Here is an 18,386-nt window from a genome sequence, read left to right as displayed (position 1 = left end):
GCGCGTTTCCGCGCGTGCCCCGGGATCCGGGTCTCCCGTTCCGGCTTGCGCCGGGCAATTGGATCGAGCTGTGCTTCGGACAACAAAAAACCCTCCGGAGCGGTTGGCTCGGGAGGGTCCGTTTAAGGCGGACTGTCGACCTCGCATTACGCGAGATCGCTCCCATGAGCCGGGCACACGCTATCGACCGGCCGAAGGCCGTTCGACAGTCTGCGGAACTTTTCAAATCCGTATTGCATCATCGTGCTCATGTTTGATCGCGAGCGACAGCGCTCGCGAAGGTTGCGGGACATACGCCTCGTCATGGTCGATGTCAACAAGGGAAATGATCGCGCCGAGAGAACTTCAGCGCTGCTTGCGTCCCTTCGTCTTGTTCGCCGGCGCGCTCCCTTGCGCGGCGATCCGCGTCAGCGCATCCGCGAATGCACGCGCGCCCGGGCCGAGTGGTTCGTCGAGCCGATGGGCGAGATAGGCCTCCATCGCGAGCGCCGCGTTGCGGCCGAGTGCGCCGGTTTCGACCCGCACCAGGCGGCGATCCCTGAGGTCGCGCGCGACCTGCCAGAGCGGCAGACGGCCCCAGCCGAGTCCGGCCAGGATCATGGCATGCTTGGTGTCCTGATTGCTCACCCTGCAAATCTGCGGCGAGAGCACGCCAAAGCTGCGGCCTTCCGACAGCGGCGTCGGATCCGACAGCACGATCTGCAGATGATCGGCAAGGTCGGCGACGCTCTTGCGGCCGCGGCGCGCGAGTGGATGGCTTGCGGAGGCGACGGCGACGATCTGCACGGCGCAGATCGCGTCGAGCGCGAGGCGGGGATCGCGAAAATCCTCGCCAACGGTGACGGCGAGCGCGCTGCGGCGTTCGGTCAGGGCGGCGATCGGCCCGCCCATCGGTTCGACCGCGAGCCGCACGCTCACGGATGGATAAGCCGCCCGCATTTCCGTGAGCGCCGCGCCGACTGCGGCAATCGGAAACAGCGTGTCGACCACCAGCGAGAGTTCCGGCTCCACCCCGTCACCAAGGCCGTGCGCGCGCGCCCGCATCGCATCGACGCGGAGCAGCAGGTCGCGGGCGTTGCCGAGCAGCGCCTTGCCTTCGGCCGTCAGCGCCGGTCGATGGCCGGAGCGGTCGAACAGCATGAGACCGAGCTCTGCCTCGAGGTTGGCGATGGCATGGCTGACCGCGGACTGCACCCGCGCGAGCTTCGTCGCGGCCGCGCGAAAGCTGCCGCTCTCGGCGATGGTGACGAAGACCCGGATCTGATCGAGCGTGAGGTTATCGAGCATGATCTATGAAATCGATCAACTGGATGCAAAACATATCACTCCTGTCGATGATCCGGAAACGCTATCTGTGGTGGCTTGAACTGGACGGGTGGACGCATGACGATCGAGACGACCGTGGTGCAGCAGAGCGAGGCGAAGCGATGGGCGACGGTCGCCGTCGTGACCGGTTGCGGGATCGGCGCCGCGCTCCAGGTCGGGAAGGTGCCGATTGCCGCGACGATGCTGCAACAAAGCCTTGGCATCGACCTCGCTGCGGTCGGAACGATCGCCGGCATCTTTGCGGTGCTGGGGCTGGTCGGCAGCGTTCCGGCGGGCGTGGTGATCGCCGCGGTCGGCGCGCGCAGGGTGCTGCTGTGCGGGCTTTCGGCCATCACGCTCGGTGCGGCTTCGGGCGCGCTGGCGCCGCAGCTTCCGATGTTGCTGGGATCGCGCCTGCTGGAAGGGCTCGGCTTCCTGCTGGTGATGGTTTCTGCTCCTGCACTGCTCAATCGCGTGGTCGATGTCGGTGCGCGCGACGTCACCATGGCGGTGTGGAGTTGCGTGATCCCGTTCGGGATCGCGCTGGCGCTGGTCGCGGGACCGATGTTCGACGGCTGGCGCGCAATCTGGTGGGCGAGTGCCGCTTTTGCCGCCCTGCTGTTCGTCCTTGCCAGCGTCATCGTGCCTGAAGTGGCATTGCAGAGCGGCCCGGCGCGCAGCGGCTTGTTGCAAGAGGCGACCGTGCTGGCGCGGCGCCGCACCCCGGCGCTTCTGATGGTGCTGTTTGGGCTCTACAGCCTCATGTTCTTTGCGGTGTTCAGCTTCCTGCCGATCCTTTTGACCGAGCGGCTCGGCGTCTCCAGCCAGAGCGCCGGCGGGCTCAGTGCGCTGGCGGCGGCGGCCAACATCGTCGGTAATCTCGCCGCCGGCAATCTGCTCACGCGCGGGGTGAGCCGGACTGGGTTGATTGCAGTTGCGGCCGTCGTGATGGGCGCGTCCGCGCTCGGCATCTTCCTGCCGGTGCTCGGCGGGTGGGGCGCATTCATTCTGTGCCTGCTGTTCTCCGCAACCGGCGGCCTGATCCCGGCGACGTTGCTCGCGACCGCACCCGCGGCGGCGCGTTCGGCGGCGATGGTGCCGATCATGATGGGCCTCTTGATGACGGGCAGCAATTTCGGCCAGGTGACCGGACCGATCGCGGTCGGCGCTATCGTCTCGGCATGGGGCTGGAGCGCGGCCTGCGTCATGGTGGTTGCGGCGGCGATCCTCGCCGGCCTTGCGGCATGGATGCTGGCGCGCGGCGATCACAACGGCGTCAGCGAGGCGAGGGACCCGGCTTGACGCTGCGCGCGCGGAGGGCGAAGGAGTGAAGGTCTTTCACGCCAACGACAACAGGAAAGCTTCATGACACGCGTGCGCTGTATCACCGAAATGGGCATGGGCGTCGACGTCCACGGCCGCGACGCTACCAAGGCCGCCAAGCGTGCGGTTTCGGATGCGATCCGCCATTCCAGCCTCGGCTTCTTCCGCATGCTCGGCAAGACCGCCAACGACATGTTCGTCGACGTCACCATCGCCGTGCCGAATCCCGAAGCGGTCGATACCGACGCCGTCGCCAGGGAATTGCCCTACGGCACCAAGACCGTGAAGGCGATCGCGGGCGGGCTCGAGATTCCGTCCGATCTGGGCAACGACCCGATCCTGATCGCGAACGCCGCCGTCATCGTCAGCTTCGACGACGGGAAGTAGTCGAGGGAGCGCGGGCGGCGTATGCGTGCGTTATTCGTCGCCCTTGAAGTAGTCGGGCTTGCCGGTGGTCCAGGTCTCGCCCCAATGCTGCCCGCCGCCGTCGACGGTCAGCGTCTCGCCGGTGATGAACTTGCCGGAGGGCGCGGCGAGATAGACGGCGGCCTCCGCGATGTCCCATGGCGTGCCCGGACGCATCATCGGGTTGGAGCGTGGATAGGCGCGCGCGCCGCCTCGCTGTAGACGTTCCAGCCCTCGGTCTCGATCGCGCCGGGCGCGATGCAATTGATGCGAATGTTCAGCGGCGCCCATTCGACCGCGAGCGCGCGCGACAGGCCGATCACGCCCGAGCGCGCCGCGATCGTGTGTGCGATGCCGTAGAGGCCGTGCGTCGTGACCACGACGATATTGACGATGCTGCCGGGATGTCTGCGGTCGCGCCAGCGCTGCGCGGCGGCCTGCATCATGTACCAGGTGCCGTTGAGGTTGGTGTTGATGACCGCGTTCCAGCCCTTGATCGAGAAATCGATCGCGGCTTGCGGGAATTGGCCGCCGGCGCTGTTGACGAGATGGTCGACGTGGCCATGCTCGGTCCACAGCGCGTCGAACATCGCGCTGACCGCGTCCGGATCCCTGATATCTGCGAGATGCGCAGACGCTTTCAGGCCGCGATGCCCGAGACGATCGACCAGCGCATCGAGCTTGTCGGCACTGCGTCCCACGATCACGACATGCGCGCCGAGCCGGGCGAACAGCCATGCGATGGCGCGGCCGATGCCGCCGGCGCCGCCGGATACGACGACCACCTGACCAGCCAACGCGTCTGCCGCAAACACCGTCGGATGTGTTGCGAGCTCGTCGTCGGAAAGGCCGAGCGTTGCGTCTGTTCCTGCGTCTGTCTGTTGATCGTTCATGGTCGGTTGCAGACCTTGCGGCTTTCAATGAGCTCCGTACATTAGCCACCCAACAACAACCGTGCAAAGAATGTCGACATGACCGATCTGTCAGCCTTTCCCATCACAAAACGCTGGCCCGCCCAGCATCCGGACCGCCTGCAGCTCTATTCGCTGCCGACGCCGAACGGCGTGAAGGTCTCGATCATGCTCGAGGAGATCGGGCTGCCCTATGAGGTCCATCTCGTCGACTTCAACAAGGACGACCAGAAAACCTCGGAGTTCCTGTCGCTGAACCCGAACGGCAAGATCCCGGCGATCCTCGATCCCAACGGTCCCGGCGGCAAGCCGCTGCCGTTGTTCGAGTCCGGCGCGATCCTGCAATATCTCGCCGAGAAGACCGGCAAGCTGTTGCCGGCGGATGCCGCGCGCCGCTACCAGGCGATCCAGTGGGTGCATTTCCAGATGGGCGGCATCGGACCGATGTTCGGCCAGGTCGGGTTCTTCCACAAATTCGCCGGCAAGGATTATGAGGACAAGCGGCCGCTGCAGCGCTATGTCGCCGAATCCACACGCCTGCTCGGTGTGATGGAAACGCATCTCGCCGGGCGGCAATGGTTCATGGACGACGAATACAGCATCGCCGACATCTCGATGCTCGGCTGGGTGCGCAATCTAGTCGGCTTCTACGGCGCGCGCGAGCTCGTCGAATTCGACCGGTTCAAGGACGTCGCTGCCTGGCTGGAGCGCGGTCTCAAGCGGCCGGCTGTGGAGCGCGGGTTGAATATTCCGAAGCGGCCCTAACTCGCCTGCTTCAGCAACTCATAGACGATCGGATTGTCGGCGCAGGCGGCAAAGCCGCATTCGAGCAGGGTGGACAGCACATTCAGCGCCGTCAGCCCGACCACCAGCCACACCGCACCTTGTGCAAATTTGCCGGGCGAAGTGCCCGGCGCCGCGCGGTGGTCGAACTGGCGGTCGAACAGCAGTATGGCGGCGAGCAGGACGATCGCGGCGATGAATCCGATCAGCGCCCACGTATAATAATGATAGCCGAGCAGCGCCGACCCATAGCCGGCGTCGCCGGGGAGGATGTGCAGCAGGACCTGCCGGGTCGAGACCGAGGCGCCGAGCACGGCCGTCAGCAGCGACAAGGCATAATGGCTCGGCCGCGGTCCGAAGCGGATGTTCAGGATCGGTCCGATCGCCAGCAGAGCAAAAAGGATGCGCTGCAACAAACACAGCGGGCAGGGTAGCTCGTGCAGCAGCAGCTGCGCCGCAAAAGCTGCGGCCAGCAACAGCGCGAGGCCATAGAGCGCAACGGCATTCAGGGTCACGGCCTGCGTGTCGGTCATGGCTTGCCTCAGAACGACAGGGTGAGACGGTCGGTGGCGTGGTGGAGGAAGGTCGCGACGCAGGCGACCAGGATCAGCGCGAACAATCCGATCGCGACCTGACGCGGGCCACGCCAGGCCGCCAGCATGGCAATGGCGATGGCGAGAAACAGTGCGGTGAATTCCATCTCGGCCTCCGGATGCGAACCGGCCGTAGTCTATGACAGATTCGTGTGCGCTCGCGGTGGGCGCGAATGGGCATTGTCGCTTGCGCGCGGCTCCGCCAAGATGGCATCACCAGTTGAGTTCATTTCCAGCCCGGGGCACCTCATGACCACAGACGCGATCAAGCCCGCCGTCCATCACAAGCATCAGCCCTGGTACAAGATCCTCTACGTCCAGGTGTTGATCGCGATTTTCGCGGGCGTTTTGATCGGCTACTTCTATCCCGGCCTCGGCAAGGAGTTGAAGCCGCTCGGCGACGGCTTCATCGCGCTGATCAAGATGATGATCGCGCCGGTGATCTTCTGCACCGTGGTGCACGGCATCTCCTCGATGGGCGACCTCAAGCGCGTCGGCCGGGTCGGGCTGAAGGCGCTGATCTATTTCGAGGCGGTGTCGACGGTTGCGCTCGCGGTTGGCCTCCTGATCGGCGAACTGCTGCAGCCCGGTCGCGGCTTCAACATCGACCCCGCCACGATCGATCCGAAATCGGTCTCCACTTACGTGACGCAGGCGAAGGAGCAGGGCATCGTCGCCCATTTGATGGCGATCATCCCCGACAGCTTCTTCGGCGCGCTGGCGCGCGGCGACCTGCTGCAGGTGCTGCTGATCTCGATCCTCTCGGGGTTTGCCATTGCCCTGATGGGCAAGCCCGGCGAGCCGATCGCCGAGGCGATCGACAAGGCGTCGAAGATGTTCTTCGGCATCATCCGCATGATCGTCCGCGTCGCGCCGCTCGGCGCGTTCGGCGCGATGGCCTTCACGGTCGGCGCCTACGGCCTCGGATCGCTGGTCAATCTGGCGGCGCTGATCGCCACCTTCTATCTCACCAGCATCCTGTTCGTGCTGATCGTGCTGGGTGCGATCGCGCGGCTGGCGGGTTTTTCCATTATCCGCTTCATCGCCTATATCAAGGACGAGCTGCTGATCGTGCTGGGCACCTCGTCGTCGGAGACCGTGCTGCCGCAGATGATCCAGAAGATGGAGCATCTCGGCGCCTCGCGCTCGGTGGTCGGCCTCGTGGTGCCGACCGGCTACAGCTTCAATCTCGACGGCACCAACATCTACATGACGCTGGCGACGCTGTTCCTGGCGCAGGCCACCAACACCCATCTGACGATCTGGCAGGAGCTCGGCATTCTCGGCATCGCCATGATCACCTCGAAGGGCGCCTCCGGCGTCACCGGCGCCGGCTTCATCACGCTTGCGGCGACGCTGTCGATCGTACCTGACATCCCGATCCAGTCGATCGCGATCCTGGTCGGCATCGACAAGTTCATGAGCGAGTGCCGCGCGCTCACCAACCTGATCGGCAACGGCGTCGCCTGCGTCGTGATCAGCCTCTCCGAGGGTGAGCTCGACAAGGACGCGCTGCACGAGACGATGGCGCATCCGCTCGAGCTCGGCGAGGCACTGGAGCCGGGCGGCTCCGGCTAGAGCAACATGAAGTCATGGGGCCGTCGCAGGGGGCGCTGCCAAAATATCGAAAACAACCCCATGCAAAGTAGCCGGCGACGGCCGGCGTTCGACCAAGCAACTTGACACGTCGGGCAATTCAGGAATTGCGCAAGCTTCTGCAACTGACGCATCAGTCGCAGGCGGGGTGGGAACGTGCCTTGTTCGCCGCCGCAGCTGAGGTCGTGAACCCCTAAAGTGGGAAGGGCCTGCACTGTCGGACGACCAATATCCGCCAAGCCTTGAGCGCACTATGCGCCATCGATAGCCTATTGGGCGACTGGCTTACGTCTGCGAGTTGGGGCGCGTACTCATCAATCTTCGTCAACGTCCGCTTCGCTTCGATACCGCCCCCTTTTGTGCAACCGCAGCAAATCACTCCACGGTTTGGTGGCGCTCGCTCAGATCGGAAAAATCTGATAGCGTGCATGTCGGCGTGGTTGCGGGTAGCACATGAAAACGATTTTCAGTGTGATAATGGTTGCGGCCGCTCTCGTGAACAATTCGGCCGGCGCGCAATATACCGATGACATCGTCAAGATCGGCGTATTGACCGATATGTCGAGCATTTATTCGGACATCGGCGGTCCTGGCGCGGTCGTAGCCGCAAAGCTCGCGGTCGAAGATTTTGGTGCAGCCGCCAAGGGGATGAAAGTCGAAATCGTCAGCGCCGACATGCAAAACAAACCTGACGTTGGCGCCAGCATTGCCAACAGGTGGTTCGATGTCGAAAAAGTTGATGTGATCGTTGACGGCATGAATTCCGGCGTTTCACTGGCAGTGAGTGAGATCGCCCGCCAAAAGAACAAGCTGTTCCTGGTGACGGGCGCGGCGACGTCGGACCTCACCGGTCCGAAGTGCAACACCAATACTATTCATTGGGTCTACGATACCTGGGCGCTCGCCAATAGTACCGGCAAGGCGACGGTACAGACGGGTGGCGATACTTGGTTCTTCGTCACCGCCGACTATGCGTTTGGGTATGCTCTTGAACGTGACGCAGGGGCGGTCGTTGAAGCCAATGGCGGGAAAGTACTGGGCAAGGTCCGGGTGCCGATCAACACCAGTGATTTTTCGTCATTTCTGCTCCAGGCACAAGCCTCCAAGGCCAAGGTGATCGGTCTCGCTAACGCTGGCGGCGACGCTACAAATGCTATCAAGCAGGCTGCCGAGTTTGGAGTTGTCAAAGGAGGGCAGAATATCGCAGGTCTCCTGTTGTGGGTGAGCGACATCGCCGCGCTTGGTCTGCCGACAACGCAGGGCGTCGTTTTAACCGAGGCCTGGTATTGGGACATGAACGACAACAACCGTATCTGGACGAAACGCTGGCAGGTTGAGCGCCCGGGCAAGGTCCCCACTTCGGCTCAGGCGGGTGTCTATTCGGCCGTGACCCACTATCTCAAGACAGTCGAAGCGGTAAAATCTGACGCGGATGGCCGCGCCGTCGCCGCCAAAATGAAGGAGATTCCGACTGACGACCGCCTTTACGGCAAAGGAATCATTCGGGCGGACGGACGCAAAATCCACGATATGTATCTCTTTGAGGTAAAAACGCCCGCCGAATCGAGATACTTCGGCGACTTCTACAAACTGCGCGCCACCATCCCGGCAGCAGAAGCCTTCCGACCGTTGAAAGATGGCGGGTGTCCACTAGTGAAAGGCTAATCACCGGCGCCTCTGCTGCGACGAGCCAGCGTCTGGAGCCGTATCATAGATGCACTTGCCGCCGCACGATGCCGCTGTCCCGATGATCGACCCTCCATCGTCCGCGTGCTGTTTCGTCTGGAATCCGGGGCAAGGCTGCTTGCGGACCGTGGTGACGACGCCGACCGGATCAGAATGCTTGCCATGAAGAAAGGCGCGTGAGCCAACATCCCGCCGAAACGCAATCGCAACGATCCGATCCGCTTCAGCCCTTATCTCTAACGCGCTCGCAATCAGGTCGAGCGATTCTTCAACAGGATCAAACAATGTCGTCGAATGGCGGCGCTCTACGATAGGCTTGCCGCCAACTAGCTTGCCTTCGTTCAACTCGCGGCAATTAGACTATGGCTGCGCTATAATGAGTACACGCCCAAGTACATTCAGCCCAATCCAGGAATGCTCAACTATGCTCACCGTCTATGGCGAAGGTCGCGGCTTCCGTGTTGTTTGGCTGCTCGAGGAATTGGGATTGGCTTATCGGCTGCGCCCGGTCGATCTGCTCGCTGGCGGGGTTGATCGCGATTTCCTCGCGATCAACCCCGCCGGATTCATTCCCGCACTGCAGGACGGCGAGACGATCATGGTCGAATCGATCGCGATTCTTGAGTACCTGCTCGCCCGCCGCGGTTCAGGTTCGCTTGCCGTCGCCCCTGATGATCCCGCCTTCGCTTCCTATCTGCAATTTCTCCACTTGGGCGAGGCCGGGCTCGCCGGGCCAATGAACGCCGTCATTGTCGGTCGCCAACTGGCGCCCGCAGCCGAGCGAGATGCCCGGGTTACCTGCTGGGCACGCGAGACCTTTGAGAGCCGGCTGGGGTTGGTTATCCGTCGCCTCGCGGATTGCCCCTATCTCGCCGGCGACCGATTCACTGCTGCCGATATCTCGGTGAGCTACGCCCTCCTGCTCGGCATGCGAACCGGCAACTACGTCCCCGGTTTGACCGAGCGGGACTATCTCGCCCGCACGACGGCACGCCCTGCCTACGCGCGAGCAATGGAAAGCTGCCAGGCCACCAAGGGTTGGGCGGCGAGATCGCCGGGATTGTAGTGCTCGCTTCATCGGAGCGGCCAAGCGCCTGGAGTAGTTCTGCGTAAGCCGTGTACTCATTGAGCGGCCGGCGCCTGATGTCCGCTTAACCGCAACAGCGGCGGATAAGCCGACATCTCCCGAGATCGCCGAAGGGCCAGTGAGAGACATTCACCAAGGATGAGTGAGCCTCGTGAACGGCCACGGTGACAAATCGCGTCACCGGCCTTGAGGTCGATGCGGCAACTACTCGGGATAGATCTGGACCTCCTCTGGCCCTGGCTTGTTGAAAAGGATGAATACCAAGGGATTGCCCGGCTCGGACATTGCATCGCTGCGCTGGCCCGTTATCTCTCCGGTCACGTCGCTTGTATACTCCGCAACCACCTCACCGAAGCTATCGCGCTGGATGGCAACCTTCTGTCCGGTTGTGACCTTGTCGTTGAGTCTGACCAGATGCTCAACGAGACCGCCCGCGGTGGCCAGGATCGGGTGCGCGCTGTTGCCGACAAAGACAGTCACGTCCTTGCCTGTACGTCCCATTGGCCCGGCAACGATGCCGTGATGCTTGAGGACGTTCATTGTGCCTTCCACGAAGAGCGAGATCATCTCGAGGTCCAGGCTGCGCGCAGCGCCGATTTCCGGTGTGAAGGACGGGATGCCCACGTCCATAAACGCGTTGTGCAGGACACCGGGATATACATGATTGTTGAAGATCTGACCGACGGGATAGAGCTCCACCATCGCCTTGACCTCGGGCACATCCATGCCGCCAACATTGAATGCGGTGGCTTCGAATCCGGTTGTCCCTGTGTGGAAGTCGATCGCGAAGTCGGCGTTTGGCCGAAGCAGCCGGTTGAACAGAAGCCCAGCGTGTCGGCTGGGTGCGGTGGCGCCGTTCTCGTTCCCGGGCCACTCCCGATTGATATCAATCAGATCGCTGCCTCTGCTCTGGTTGGGCCATCTGCGCTGCATGCTTTCCAAGGCCGGGCGGGACACGTCCGTGACCGCCATCATCGTGCCCGACATCTGCGCCGGGTCGAGTTGGCTCATCACGGTCTGGACCGTATGCACAGAACTCACCTCGTCCCCATGGACGCCACTGGTCAGGACGCCGCGCTTGCCCGGCTTTGCTCCCTTGGCGACCGTCACAGACACATACCAGTGCTGTCCGGTTGGCATCTCAACGCCCTGAAAATACAAAAGGTGCTTCTTGCCGGGCTCCAAGTCATTGACGTCGAGCGCGCTGACGACCTTCTTTCCGTCTATCGTGTCTCCGGTAAAAGCGGTTCCTCGTGATGCAGTCGCTGCCCGCGTACTCGGGGGGTCAGAGCTGGCCGCGAGCGCAGCTGAGGCACCGATTGCGGTGACCAAGAAGTGGCGGCGATTAAGGCTGTCCGGTCCCTGATTGTTAGACATCGCGGAGACCCTTTCGCGTTAGGTCGTTACCCCGAGCCGCACACAGACTATCACAAAATTCAACCAGAAGTCGGCTCCGGGTCAAACTCGACAAAACTCAAGGTGAGTATAATGCGTCCGCTTCCGGACACATCGCGACCGCTCCCGTCGGCACGGGCTCATTGAGCCTGACTGCCGAGCCATGATTCCAATCTTTGATCGAAGCGGGCCGAATCATACGCTGCGAACTCTAAGACGAGGAATGGACTGCCATCAGGCCGATGCTGCCAAAAAGCCGCCCGGCGCACCACGAGTGAATGATCGTCGCGTCCTCAGAGCGGCGTCAGTCCGGGACGCCGGCCGCCTTGAGGGTTTCACGATAGGTCGTGGACATCGCTTCCACCGGAAACGGAATCCGCGACAGGAATCCGGAAATCGAAAACTCCGGGTCGACCTTGAGCAATTCGCGCGCGATCTGGGTCGCGCGCGCGTTCTCGCTGGTCTTGACCAGCGCCACGATCAGCACGCGCAGCGCGACTGCGAAGCGGCGATTCTGCGCCAGCGCCTTGTCGGCCCACGTCACTGCTTCCGTGAAATTCTGGTCGAGCACCGCGCAGATCGCGAGCGCTGTGGCGGCGAACCAGCCGCGCGGGTCGCGCGGATTGAGTCGCTGCGCGCGCTCGATCATGGCGCGGCCGGCCTTCTGGTTGCCGCGCACCGCCTCGATCCAGCCGCCGAGGACCAGCGCCATCGCCGAGTTCGGGTTGATCGCAAGCGAACGCTCGAACAGTTCGCGCACGGGTTCGATCTCGTCGGCCATATTCCAGATCGAGAACGCCGCCATCCACAACACCTGCGGGTCACCCGGGGCAAGCTCGACCGCGCGCCAGGCCTGCGCCACCGCGCGCTCCCGGTAGGCATCGTTCGGCTTCAGCCAGCCCTGGACATGGCGCATCGCATGACAATACGCGGAGGCTGCCAGCGCGGGCGCGTAGGCAGGATCGAGCGCCAGTGCCTGGTCGAGGCAGTCGAGCGCAGCGACCATGCTCTCGGGCGTGAATTCGTACCTCAGACTGTAGGCGCGCAGCAGCAGGTCGTAGGCGTCGAGCTTGCCGGGCGGCGCTGCCCGCACCCGCTCGGCTTCCGCGACCAGCATGGTCGGCTCGATCGCGCCGACCACGTTCTCGGTGATGCGGTCCTGCAGGTCGAACACATCAGTTGCCGCGCCATCGAAGCGGTCGGCCCACAGATGCGCGCCGGAGACGGCGTCGATCAACTGGCCGGTGATGCGCAGGCGATCGCCGCCGCGGCGGACGCTGCCCTCGAGCACATAGCCGACGCCGAGATCGCGCCCGACCTGGCGGATATCGACCGCCTTGCCCTTGTAGGTGAAGGCGGAGTTGCGCGCGATCACGGTGAGGCGGCTGCAACGCGCCAGCGCGGTGGTGATGTCCTCGGCGATGCCGTCGGCGAAATAATCCTGTTCGGGGTCGCCGCTCATATTGGTGAAGGGCAGCACCGCGATCGACGGACCCTCGCTCGGCCGCGGCGGGGCGGCCTTGTCCGCAACCGAATGATCGGCCGCGCTGTGCTCCCTGACATCGCCGACGAAGCGAAGGCCCTTGCGGGGCAGGGTGCGGATCAGCCGCTGCTCCTCGCCATTGTCGCCGATTGCGGTCCGCGCCGCATTGACCCGGCTGCTCAGCGTCGCTTCCGAGACGATCCGCCCGTGCCAGACCGCCGCCAGCACCTCGTCGCGGCTGACGACGCGGTCGCGGGCGCGGATCAGGAACTCGAGCAGATCGAAGACCTGCGGCTCGACTGCCACCAGGGCATCGCCGCGGCGCAGCTCCCGGCGCTCGGAGTCGAGGGTCAAGTCGTTGAAATGGTAGGTCAAATCGAAGAGTCCGGCGGACGGCGGCTGAATCCGGGGCGGAACCTAGCACAGGCGGCGTGGGGCCAAAATCACGACGGTCTGAAGGACAAATCCACGTCCTCTGAAAGCGGCCGGGGTCGGTCTCTGCAATATTCAATCCCGACACCAGACTTAAGGAGATCGCCATGTCGCAATCCATCAATCAGCAACGCCGCCGCTTCCTTGGCATCGCCGGCGGGATCCTCGCCGTTTCCAGGCTCGGCTTCATCGGATCGGCCCAGGCCCAAGCCCAGTCCAAGCCGGCGCTGCCCGCGATCAAGGCCGGTAGCCACACCACGATCGGTCCGGTCAAGCAGATCAATGCCGGTGTGCTCGATACCGGCTATGTCGAAATGGGCCCGGCGTCCGGTCCCGCAGTCATCCTGCTGCACGGCTGGCCGTACGATATCCACAGCTATGCCGACGTCGCGCCGGCGCTGGCCGAGGCCGGCTATCGCGTGATCGTGCCGCATCTGCGCGGCTACGGCACCACGCGCTTCCTCGCCAGCGACACGATGCGCAGCGGCCAGCCGGTTGCGGTCGCCGCCGACATCATCGCGCTGATGGACGCCCTGAAGATCGAGAAGGCCGTGCTCGGCGGCTACGACTGGGGTGCGCGCACCGCCAACATCATGGCGGTGCTCTGGCCCGAGCGCTGCAAGGCGATGGTGTCGGTCAGCGGCTATCTGATCGGCAGCCAGGCGGCCGGCAAGATGCCGCTGCCGCCGAAGGCCGAACTGCAATGGTGGTACCAGTTTTATTTCGCGACCGAGCGCGGCCGCGAGGGCTATGCCAAGAACCGGCACGATTTTGCCAAGCTGATCTGGCAGCTCGCCTCGCCGCAGTGGAAGTTCGACGACGCTACCTACGACCGCAGCGCCACGGCGTTCGAGAATCCCGACCATGTCGATATCGTGATCCACAATTACCGCTGGCGGCTTGGTCTCGCCGAGGGCGAGGCGAAGTACGATGCCTTCGAGAAGACGCTGGCCCAGGCGCCTGTCATCGCGATCCCGACCATCACGATGGAAGGCGATGCCAACGGCGCGCCGCATCCCGAGCCCGCGGCCTATGCCAGGAAGTTCTCCGGACATTACGAGCATCGGACCCTGACCGGCGGCATCGGCCACAATCTGCCGCAGGAAGCGCCGCAGGCGTTCACCCAGGCCATCATCGACATCAGCAAGGCCTGAGCGAGCGCGGATAACGGATCATGAGACAGGTTGTGAAATGGGCAGCTGCCGCGATCGCGGCAGCCTCCATCAGCGCGTCATTGCCGTTTGCCGTCGGACATGCTGACGATGCGGCGCTGGCATCGCCGATCTTCGGCGTGAAAATTCCGGACGGCTATCGCGACTGGAAGCTGATCGCGGTCGGCGAGGAGACCGGGCTCGACGAACTGCGCAGCGTGCTCGGCAACGCGACCGCCGTGAAGGCCTATCAGGACGGCGCCGCGCGTTTCCCCGACGGCACCGTGCTGGTGAAGCTCGCCTGGAAACGCAAGCCGGTTGCAGGCCTCGATGGCGCGTTCATCACGGGGCCGGCGACAACAGTCCAGGTGATGGTCAAGGACTCCGCCAAATATGCCTCGACCGGCGGCTGGGGCTTTGGCCGCTTCATCGACGGCAAGCCGGTCGATGCCGCCCAGCACGAGACGTGTTTCGCCTGCCACGAGGCCCATGCCAGCGATCACGATTTCGTCTTCACGCGTTACGCGCATTGAGTGCCACTAATATCGGTGTGGAGACCGCTTCTTCTCGTCACAACCCGCTGTCATCGCCAGGCTCGACCGGGCGATCCAGTATTCCAGAGGCGGCTGTGAGATACGGAGACGCCGCGGCGTACTGGGTCCCCCGGTCGAGCCGGGGGACGACACCGAGTATGAGCACTATGCCTTCTTCACATCCTCGCGGCGCGGTCTGATCTGGCGCTGCCGTTGCAGTGAGGCTAGTTTCCCCGCAGCAATCGCATGCGGGGAACGGCCTTGACCATCACCATCTACGGCATCAAGAACTGCGACACCATGAAGAAGGCGCGTGCCTGGCTCGACGATCATGGCGTCGCCTACGACTTCCACGACTACAAGACCGCCGGCATCGCCAAGGACAAGCTCAAGCAGTGGAGCGACGAGGTCGGCTGGGAGACGCTGCTCAACCGCGCCGGCACCACCTTCAAGAAGCTGCCCGATGCCGACAAGGAAGGATTGAACGAGCGCAAGGCGCTGGCGCTGATGGCCGAGCAACCCTCGATGATCAAGCGTCCGGTGCTCGATCTCGGACTGAGGCGCATCGTCGGATTCAAGCCGGAAATCTATGATAAGGAAGTGCCGGCGAAGACGCGCAAGAAGGGCTGACGCGTTCTGCGCGAGCCCTGGTTTGGGAGTTTGAATCACAGGGGGTGGGGCAATCGCAACGCTTCCAACCCGGCTTACCGGCGCTTACGGGCAGAAGCGGACATCAACTTGCCAATAGTCCCCGCCGAGACCGTCGAAAATGACCCATAGTGGTCCTCACGCTTTGCGATGCAGCGCTCGCCCGTGCTAATCTTTAGAGCTATCAAAAAGGGCAGAGTAAAGAAGGGGGGCGCATCATGCGAAAAGTACATACTCTTGCTTTCGTCGTGGCATGGTTTCTTGCGGCCCAGCCGTGCTTTGCCGATGACCGCGAGAAAGTGGTCGGCATCTGGAAACTAATTTCCCAAGAAATCGAAATTCAGGCCACCGGGGAGAAAGAACCCGTCATGGGAGATTCCCCAACGGGATACGCCATCTTCACGGCTGAGGGTCGGGTAATGTTCGTCTTGACTGTAGAGGGACGCAAGCCGCCACAAACCGTCCAAGACCGCGCCGATCTGCTGAACAGCATGGCAGCCTACACTGGGATGTATCGGCTCGAAGGAGACAAGTGGATCACGAAGGTCGATGTTGCATGGAATCCTGAGTGGGTTGGCACTGAGCAAACACGCTTCTTCAAGCTTGACGGTGAAAGGCTTCACGTCACCTCAACTTGGCGAATAATGCCCAACTGGGTGGACAAAGGAATGCAGCGGAGCCTCCTAGTGTTCGAAAAATCAAAATAGAAAGCTTTGAATAACTCGCTTTCGCGAGCGACGACGAGCGCCCGCCCGCTCGATCAGTTGGGCATTCGCAGGTCTGTTGTTGGCCCAAGGCGGACAGTCGCGCGGTCAGCCGCCTTTGTCGCCTTTTGACCCAAAGGCGAAATCGGTCTGCATACATAAAAGCGAATTTGCAGCCAGCACGTGATAGTGTCTCTGACGGGCCACGTACCCCCGCGTCGTCATCCCTAATGGGAGATATCGATGGACGTCAGACGAGCGATGCCACATCCGGCACTCCGCAACATCGTTCGCTCCTTCGAGGAGCGGCGCGCAATGCTAGGGGCACAAGTGCTGGATTTCCGCTCACTGCTCGCCCTCATCAGATCATCGATATTTACCTAGGGGATCCGCTGCGTGTTCGCGTGGATGGCGGCCACCTGGAGGCCGCACCGGAGACCGTCGTGGTCGGACCGCAGGGCTCGCGCCGGATTCACATCTACGCTTCGGGCCAAGTTCATATTTTCAACATTCTGCTTCAGCCGGCCGCTCTCCACCGGCTTGTCGGAATTGATATGACGTCCCTGATAAACGAAGGTATCGCGGCACGCGACGTGCTCGGCAGGTACGCGGGGCTGCTAAGCGACGCGGTCCGGTCGGCAACAGATTTTGCATCACGCATAGCTGCAGCTGAAAACTGGTTTGGCATGATGCTCGAGCGCAGCGCACCGGACGATCGGATTGGCGAGGCGTCACGAAGCCTGCTAACCGCGCGTGGCAATGTCCGGATCGATACGCTGGTGAAGCAGTCCGGTCTGAGCCCGCGCCAGTTTCAACGACGCTTCACGGCCCAAGTGGGTCTTTCTCCCAAGCTGTACGCACGTACGACCCGGTTCGATCACGCACTGACGGCGCATCGCAACCAGCCGGCGAAGCCCTGGACGAATATTATCCACGATGCCGGCTACTATGATCAAGCGCACTTCATTCGGGAATGCCATGCACTTGTTGGACTCCGACCCAGCCAGTTCATCGGCGATTGGGATAACATTTTTTTCCTCCATGGCTGAAATATACAAGCGCTGGGCGGCACGCCGTGGTTTGCTGGCCATAGGCTGGACACACCCCGGGAGGCCCGATGGCTGGAAGCATCAGGAATATGGCCTGGAGCCTGTTGGTTGGTGTCGCGATATTCCTCTCGATCGGTCTTGGCCTTCCAGGTGTCGCTGCAAGCGAAGAGCACGTGGTCTCCGGCGAAATCGTCGTGACGTTGCTAGGCACAGGCGGCCCCGAACCTACTGCGGCGCGCTTTGGACCGGCGACGCTGATTCAAGCAGGCGGCCTAAGCCTGCTGTTTGACGCTGGTCGCGGAGTAACGGTTCGCCTTTATCAACTCGGCATCTCGTCGGGCAAAGGCATCGATGCCGTCTTTCTCACCCACTACCACTCCGATCATGTGGAAGGCCTACCCGATCTTTGGATGACCGGTTACATGTTCGGGCCATTCGGATCCCGCAGCCGGCCACTGCGGCTGTGGGGACCGTCGGACGGCAAGGAGCCCAGCGGGGCAGCGAGGATCGCCAAAGGGCTCACCGAGGCCTTTTCCGACGATACGCGCATCCGCGAAGCCGACGAACACGTTACGCCCATTGCAACCGAAATCGAAGCTCGCGATTTTCAACCGGATCGCGTCGTATTCGATGAATCCGGTGTCAAAGTCACTGCCTTTACCGTCGATCATGGCGACCTGATCAAGCCTTCTGTCGGCTATCGCGTCGACTATGGATCAAGGTCCGTAACCCTATCAGGCGATACGAAGTTCAGCGAAAACCTCATCAACTACGCCGGCGGAACGGACCTTCTGATCCACGAGGTCTTTGCGATGTCGCCGCAACTGGCAACGTTACCCCAGCTGAAGCCGGTCGCAGACCATCATAGCTCGCCCGAGCAGGCCGGCGAGGTGTTCTCCCGCGTCAGACCGAAGCTGGCAGCCTATACACATGTCATCCTGCTCGGCACGGCCGTGGAAGAACTCCTGTCGCGGACAAAAGCCGTATACCCGGGACCGTTAGTGGTTGGAGAGGACCTGCTGCGCTTTGAAGTTGGAGACAGCATAACTGTAAAGCGATGGGACCAGAACCTTCGCAAATACTCAGATTAGGTGGCAAAGAAGGTCCGTTGTTGGCCCATCGCGTCATTTGCCGCAGTTGCGCAAAGGCGGTCGGTGTCGGCGCAAAGCGGACATCGCGCACGGTTTATGAGTACACGGCCTAGCACTACTTTGGCAGATTGTTGATTTTGCCGTGCGTTATAGGATTCCCGAATCAATTTTTCAATGATTCATGGGTGGTCGGCTCTTGGAGGGCTGACCA

General features: G+C 62.6%; 19 protein-coding genes and 1 pseudogene. 13 read left to right on the top strand and 7 right to left on the bottom strand.

Annotation, left to right across the window (positions count from 1 at the left end; genetic code table 11):
* Positions 1–345: 345 nt before the first annotated feature.
* Positions 346–1,287 carry a LysR family transcriptional regulator gene (locus tag H8B02_RS32985; protein ID WP_229170063.1) on the bottom strand — a complete coding sequence of 314 codons (942 nt, stop codon included), beginning with the start codon at positions 1,285–1,287 and terminating at the stop codon, positions 346–348.
* A gap of 96 nt (positions 1,288–1,383) precedes the next feature.
* Between H8B02_RS32985 and H8B02_RS32980 the strand changes: the two genes are divergently transcribed.
* On the top strand, positions 1,384–2,607 hold the full coding sequence (locus tag H8B02_RS32980; RefSeq protein WP_229170062.1) for an MFS transporter: 1,224 nt from the start codon (positions 1,384–1,386) through the stop codon (positions 2,605–2,607).
* Between the two features lie 63 nt (positions 2,608–2,670).
* Entirely contained in the window at positions 2,671–3,015 is a 345-nt protein-coding gene (locus H8B02_RS32975) for a Lin0512 family protein (protein ID WP_229170061.1), read from the top strand.
* Between the two features lie 30 nt (positions 3,016–3,045).
* On the opposite strand, the gene H8B02_RS48205 is transcribed toward H8B02_RS32975, so the two are convergent.
* Both H8B02_RS48205 and H8B02_RS32970 read right to left on the bottom strand, forming a co-directional pair.
* On the bottom strand, positions 3,046–3,213 hold the full coding sequence (locus tag H8B02_RS48205) for an SDR family oxidoreductase (RefSeq protein ID WP_283842277.1): 168 nt from the start codon (positions 3,211–3,213) through the stop codon (positions 3,046–3,048).
* The gene (locus tag H8B02_RS32970) at positions 3,210–3,926 is read right to left on the bottom strand and encodes an SDR family NAD(P)-dependent oxidoreductase (RefSeq protein ID WP_283842276.1); all 717 of its coding nucleotides are present in this window, start codon (positions 3,924–3,926) and stop codon (positions 3,210–3,212) included. Before H8B02_RS32970 ends, H8B02_RS48205 begins: the two co-directional genes overlap by 4 nt.
* 78 nt (positions 3,927–4,004) lie before the next feature.
* On the opposite strand from H8B02_RS32970, the gene H8B02_RS32965 reads away from it, so the two are divergent.
* Positions 4,005–4,709 (top strand): glutathione S-transferase family protein, encoded by a 705-nt coding sequence (locus H8B02_RS32965; RefSeq protein ID WP_229170060.1) that lies wholly within the window; start codon positions 4,005–4,007, stop codon positions 4,707–4,709.
* Here the strand turns inward: H8B02_RS32965 and H8B02_RS32960 are convergent.
* Both H8B02_RS32960 and H8B02_RS32955 read right to left on the bottom strand, forming a co-directional pair.
* Positions 4,706–5,260: a disulfide bond formation protein B gene (locus tag H8B02_RS32960; RefSeq protein ID WP_229170059.1), complete on the bottom strand. Its 555-nt coding sequence runs from the start codon at positions 5,258–5,260 to the stop codon at positions 4,706–4,708. The two genes, H8B02_RS32965 and H8B02_RS32960, sit on opposite strands and share 4 nt — an antisense overlap.
* An 8-nt stretch (positions 5,261–5,268) precedes the next feature.
* A complete protein-coding gene (locus tag H8B02_RS32955) occupies positions 5,269–5,427 on the bottom strand; it encodes a DUF5993 family protein (RefSeq protein WP_229170058.1) in 159 nt (52 codons plus the stop codon).
* Positions 5,428–5,569: 142 nt separating this feature from the next.
* On the opposite strand from H8B02_RS32955, the gene H8B02_RS32950 reads away from it, so the two are divergent.
* From H8B02_RS32950 to H8B02_RS32935, 4 genes and pseudogenes are all read left to right on the top strand, one after another.
* The gene (locus tag H8B02_RS32950) at positions 5,570–6,898 is read left to right on the top strand and encodes a dicarboxylate/amino acid:cation symporter (RefSeq protein ID WP_229170057.1); all 1,329 of its coding nucleotides are present in this window, start codon (positions 5,570–5,572) and stop codon (positions 6,896–6,898) included.
* Positions 6,899–7,369: 471 nt separating this feature from the next.
* Positions 7,370–8,581, top strand: coding sequence for an ABC transporter substrate-binding protein (locus tag H8B02_RS32945; RefSeq protein WP_229170056.1), 1,212 nt, complete (start codon positions 7,370–7,372; stop codon positions 8,579–8,581).
* Positions 8,582–8,683: 102 nt separating this feature from the next.
* Positions 8,684–8,929 (top strand): annotated as a pseudogene (locus H8B02_RS32940) (IS5/IS1182 family transposase); the annotation flags it as partial.
* Positions 8,930–9,026: 97 nt separating this feature from the next.
* Positions 9,027–9,668 carry a glutathione S-transferase family protein gene (locus H8B02_RS32935; RefSeq protein ID WP_229170055.1) on the top strand — a complete coding sequence of 214 codons (642 nt, stop codon included), beginning with the start codon at positions 9,027–9,029 and terminating at the stop codon, positions 9,666–9,668.
* 225 nt (positions 9,669–9,893) lie between these two features.
* Here the strand turns inward: H8B02_RS32935 and H8B02_RS32930 are convergent, their stop codons facing one another.
* Together H8B02_RS32930 and H8B02_RS32925 are read right to left on the bottom strand one after the other, a co-directional pair.
* Entirely contained in the window at positions 9,894–11,066 is a 1,173-nt protein-coding gene (locus tag H8B02_RS32930; RefSeq protein ID WP_229170054.1) for a M14 family metallopeptidase, read from the bottom strand.
* 322 nt (positions 11,067–11,388) lie between these two features.
* Complete coding sequence (locus tag H8B02_RS32925) at positions 11,389–12,942, bottom strand: winged helix-turn-helix domain-containing tetratricopeptide repeat protein (RefSeq protein ID WP_229170053.1); 1,554 nt, start codon at positions 12,940–12,942, stop codon at positions 11,389–11,391.
* Between the two features lie 164 nt (positions 12,943–13,106).
* Between H8B02_RS32925 and H8B02_RS32920 the strand changes: the two genes are divergently transcribed.
* The 6 genes from H8B02_RS32920 (at position 13,107) to H8B02_RS32895 (ending at position 18,175) form a co-directional block, all read left to right on the top strand.
* Positions 13,107–14,153 carry an alpha/beta fold hydrolase gene (locus H8B02_RS32920; RefSeq protein ID WP_229170052.1) on the top strand — a complete coding sequence of 349 codons (1,047 nt, stop codon included), beginning with the start codon at positions 13,107–13,109 and terminating at the stop codon, positions 14,151–14,153.
* A 20-nt stretch (positions 14,154–14,173) separates the two neighbouring features.
* Positions 14,174–14,683 (top strand): cytochrome P460 family protein, encoded by a 510-nt coding sequence (locus H8B02_RS32915; protein WP_229170051.1) that lies wholly within the window; start codon positions 14,174–14,176, stop codon positions 14,681–14,683.
* A gap of 261 nt (positions 14,684–14,944) precedes the next feature.
* Positions 14,945–15,313, top strand: a complete 369-nt coding sequence (locus H8B02_RS32910; RefSeq protein WP_229170050.1) for an ArsC family reductase — start codon at positions 14,945–14,947, stop codon at positions 15,311–15,313.
* A 236-nt stretch (positions 15,314–15,549) separates the two neighbouring features.
* Entirely contained in the window at positions 15,550–16,038 is a 489-nt protein-coding gene (locus H8B02_RS32905) for a lipocalin-like domain-containing protein (protein ID WP_229170049.1), read from the top strand.
* A gap of 440 nt (positions 16,039–16,478) precedes the next feature.
* Complete coding sequence (locus tag H8B02_RS48655) at positions 16,479–17,084, top strand: AraC family transcriptional regulator (protein ID WP_229170048.1); 606 nt, start codon at positions 16,479–16,481, stop codon at positions 17,082–17,084.
* A 68-nt stretch (positions 17,085–17,152) separates the two neighbouring features.
* Entirely contained in the window at positions 17,153–18,175 is a 1,023-nt protein-coding gene (locus tag H8B02_RS32895; protein WP_229170047.1) for an MBL fold metallo-hydrolase, read from the top strand.
* Positions 18,176–18,386 lie beyond the last annotated feature (211 nt).

Source organism: Bradyrhizobium altum (assembly GCF_020889705.1).
Taxonomy (GTDB): domain Bacteria; phylum Pseudomonadota; class Alphaproteobacteria; order Rhizobiales; family Xanthobacteraceae; genus Bradyrhizobium; species Bradyrhizobium altum.
Note: the sequence above shows the minus strand (reverse complement) of the source record. Positions and strands in the feature narration are given on the sequence as shown.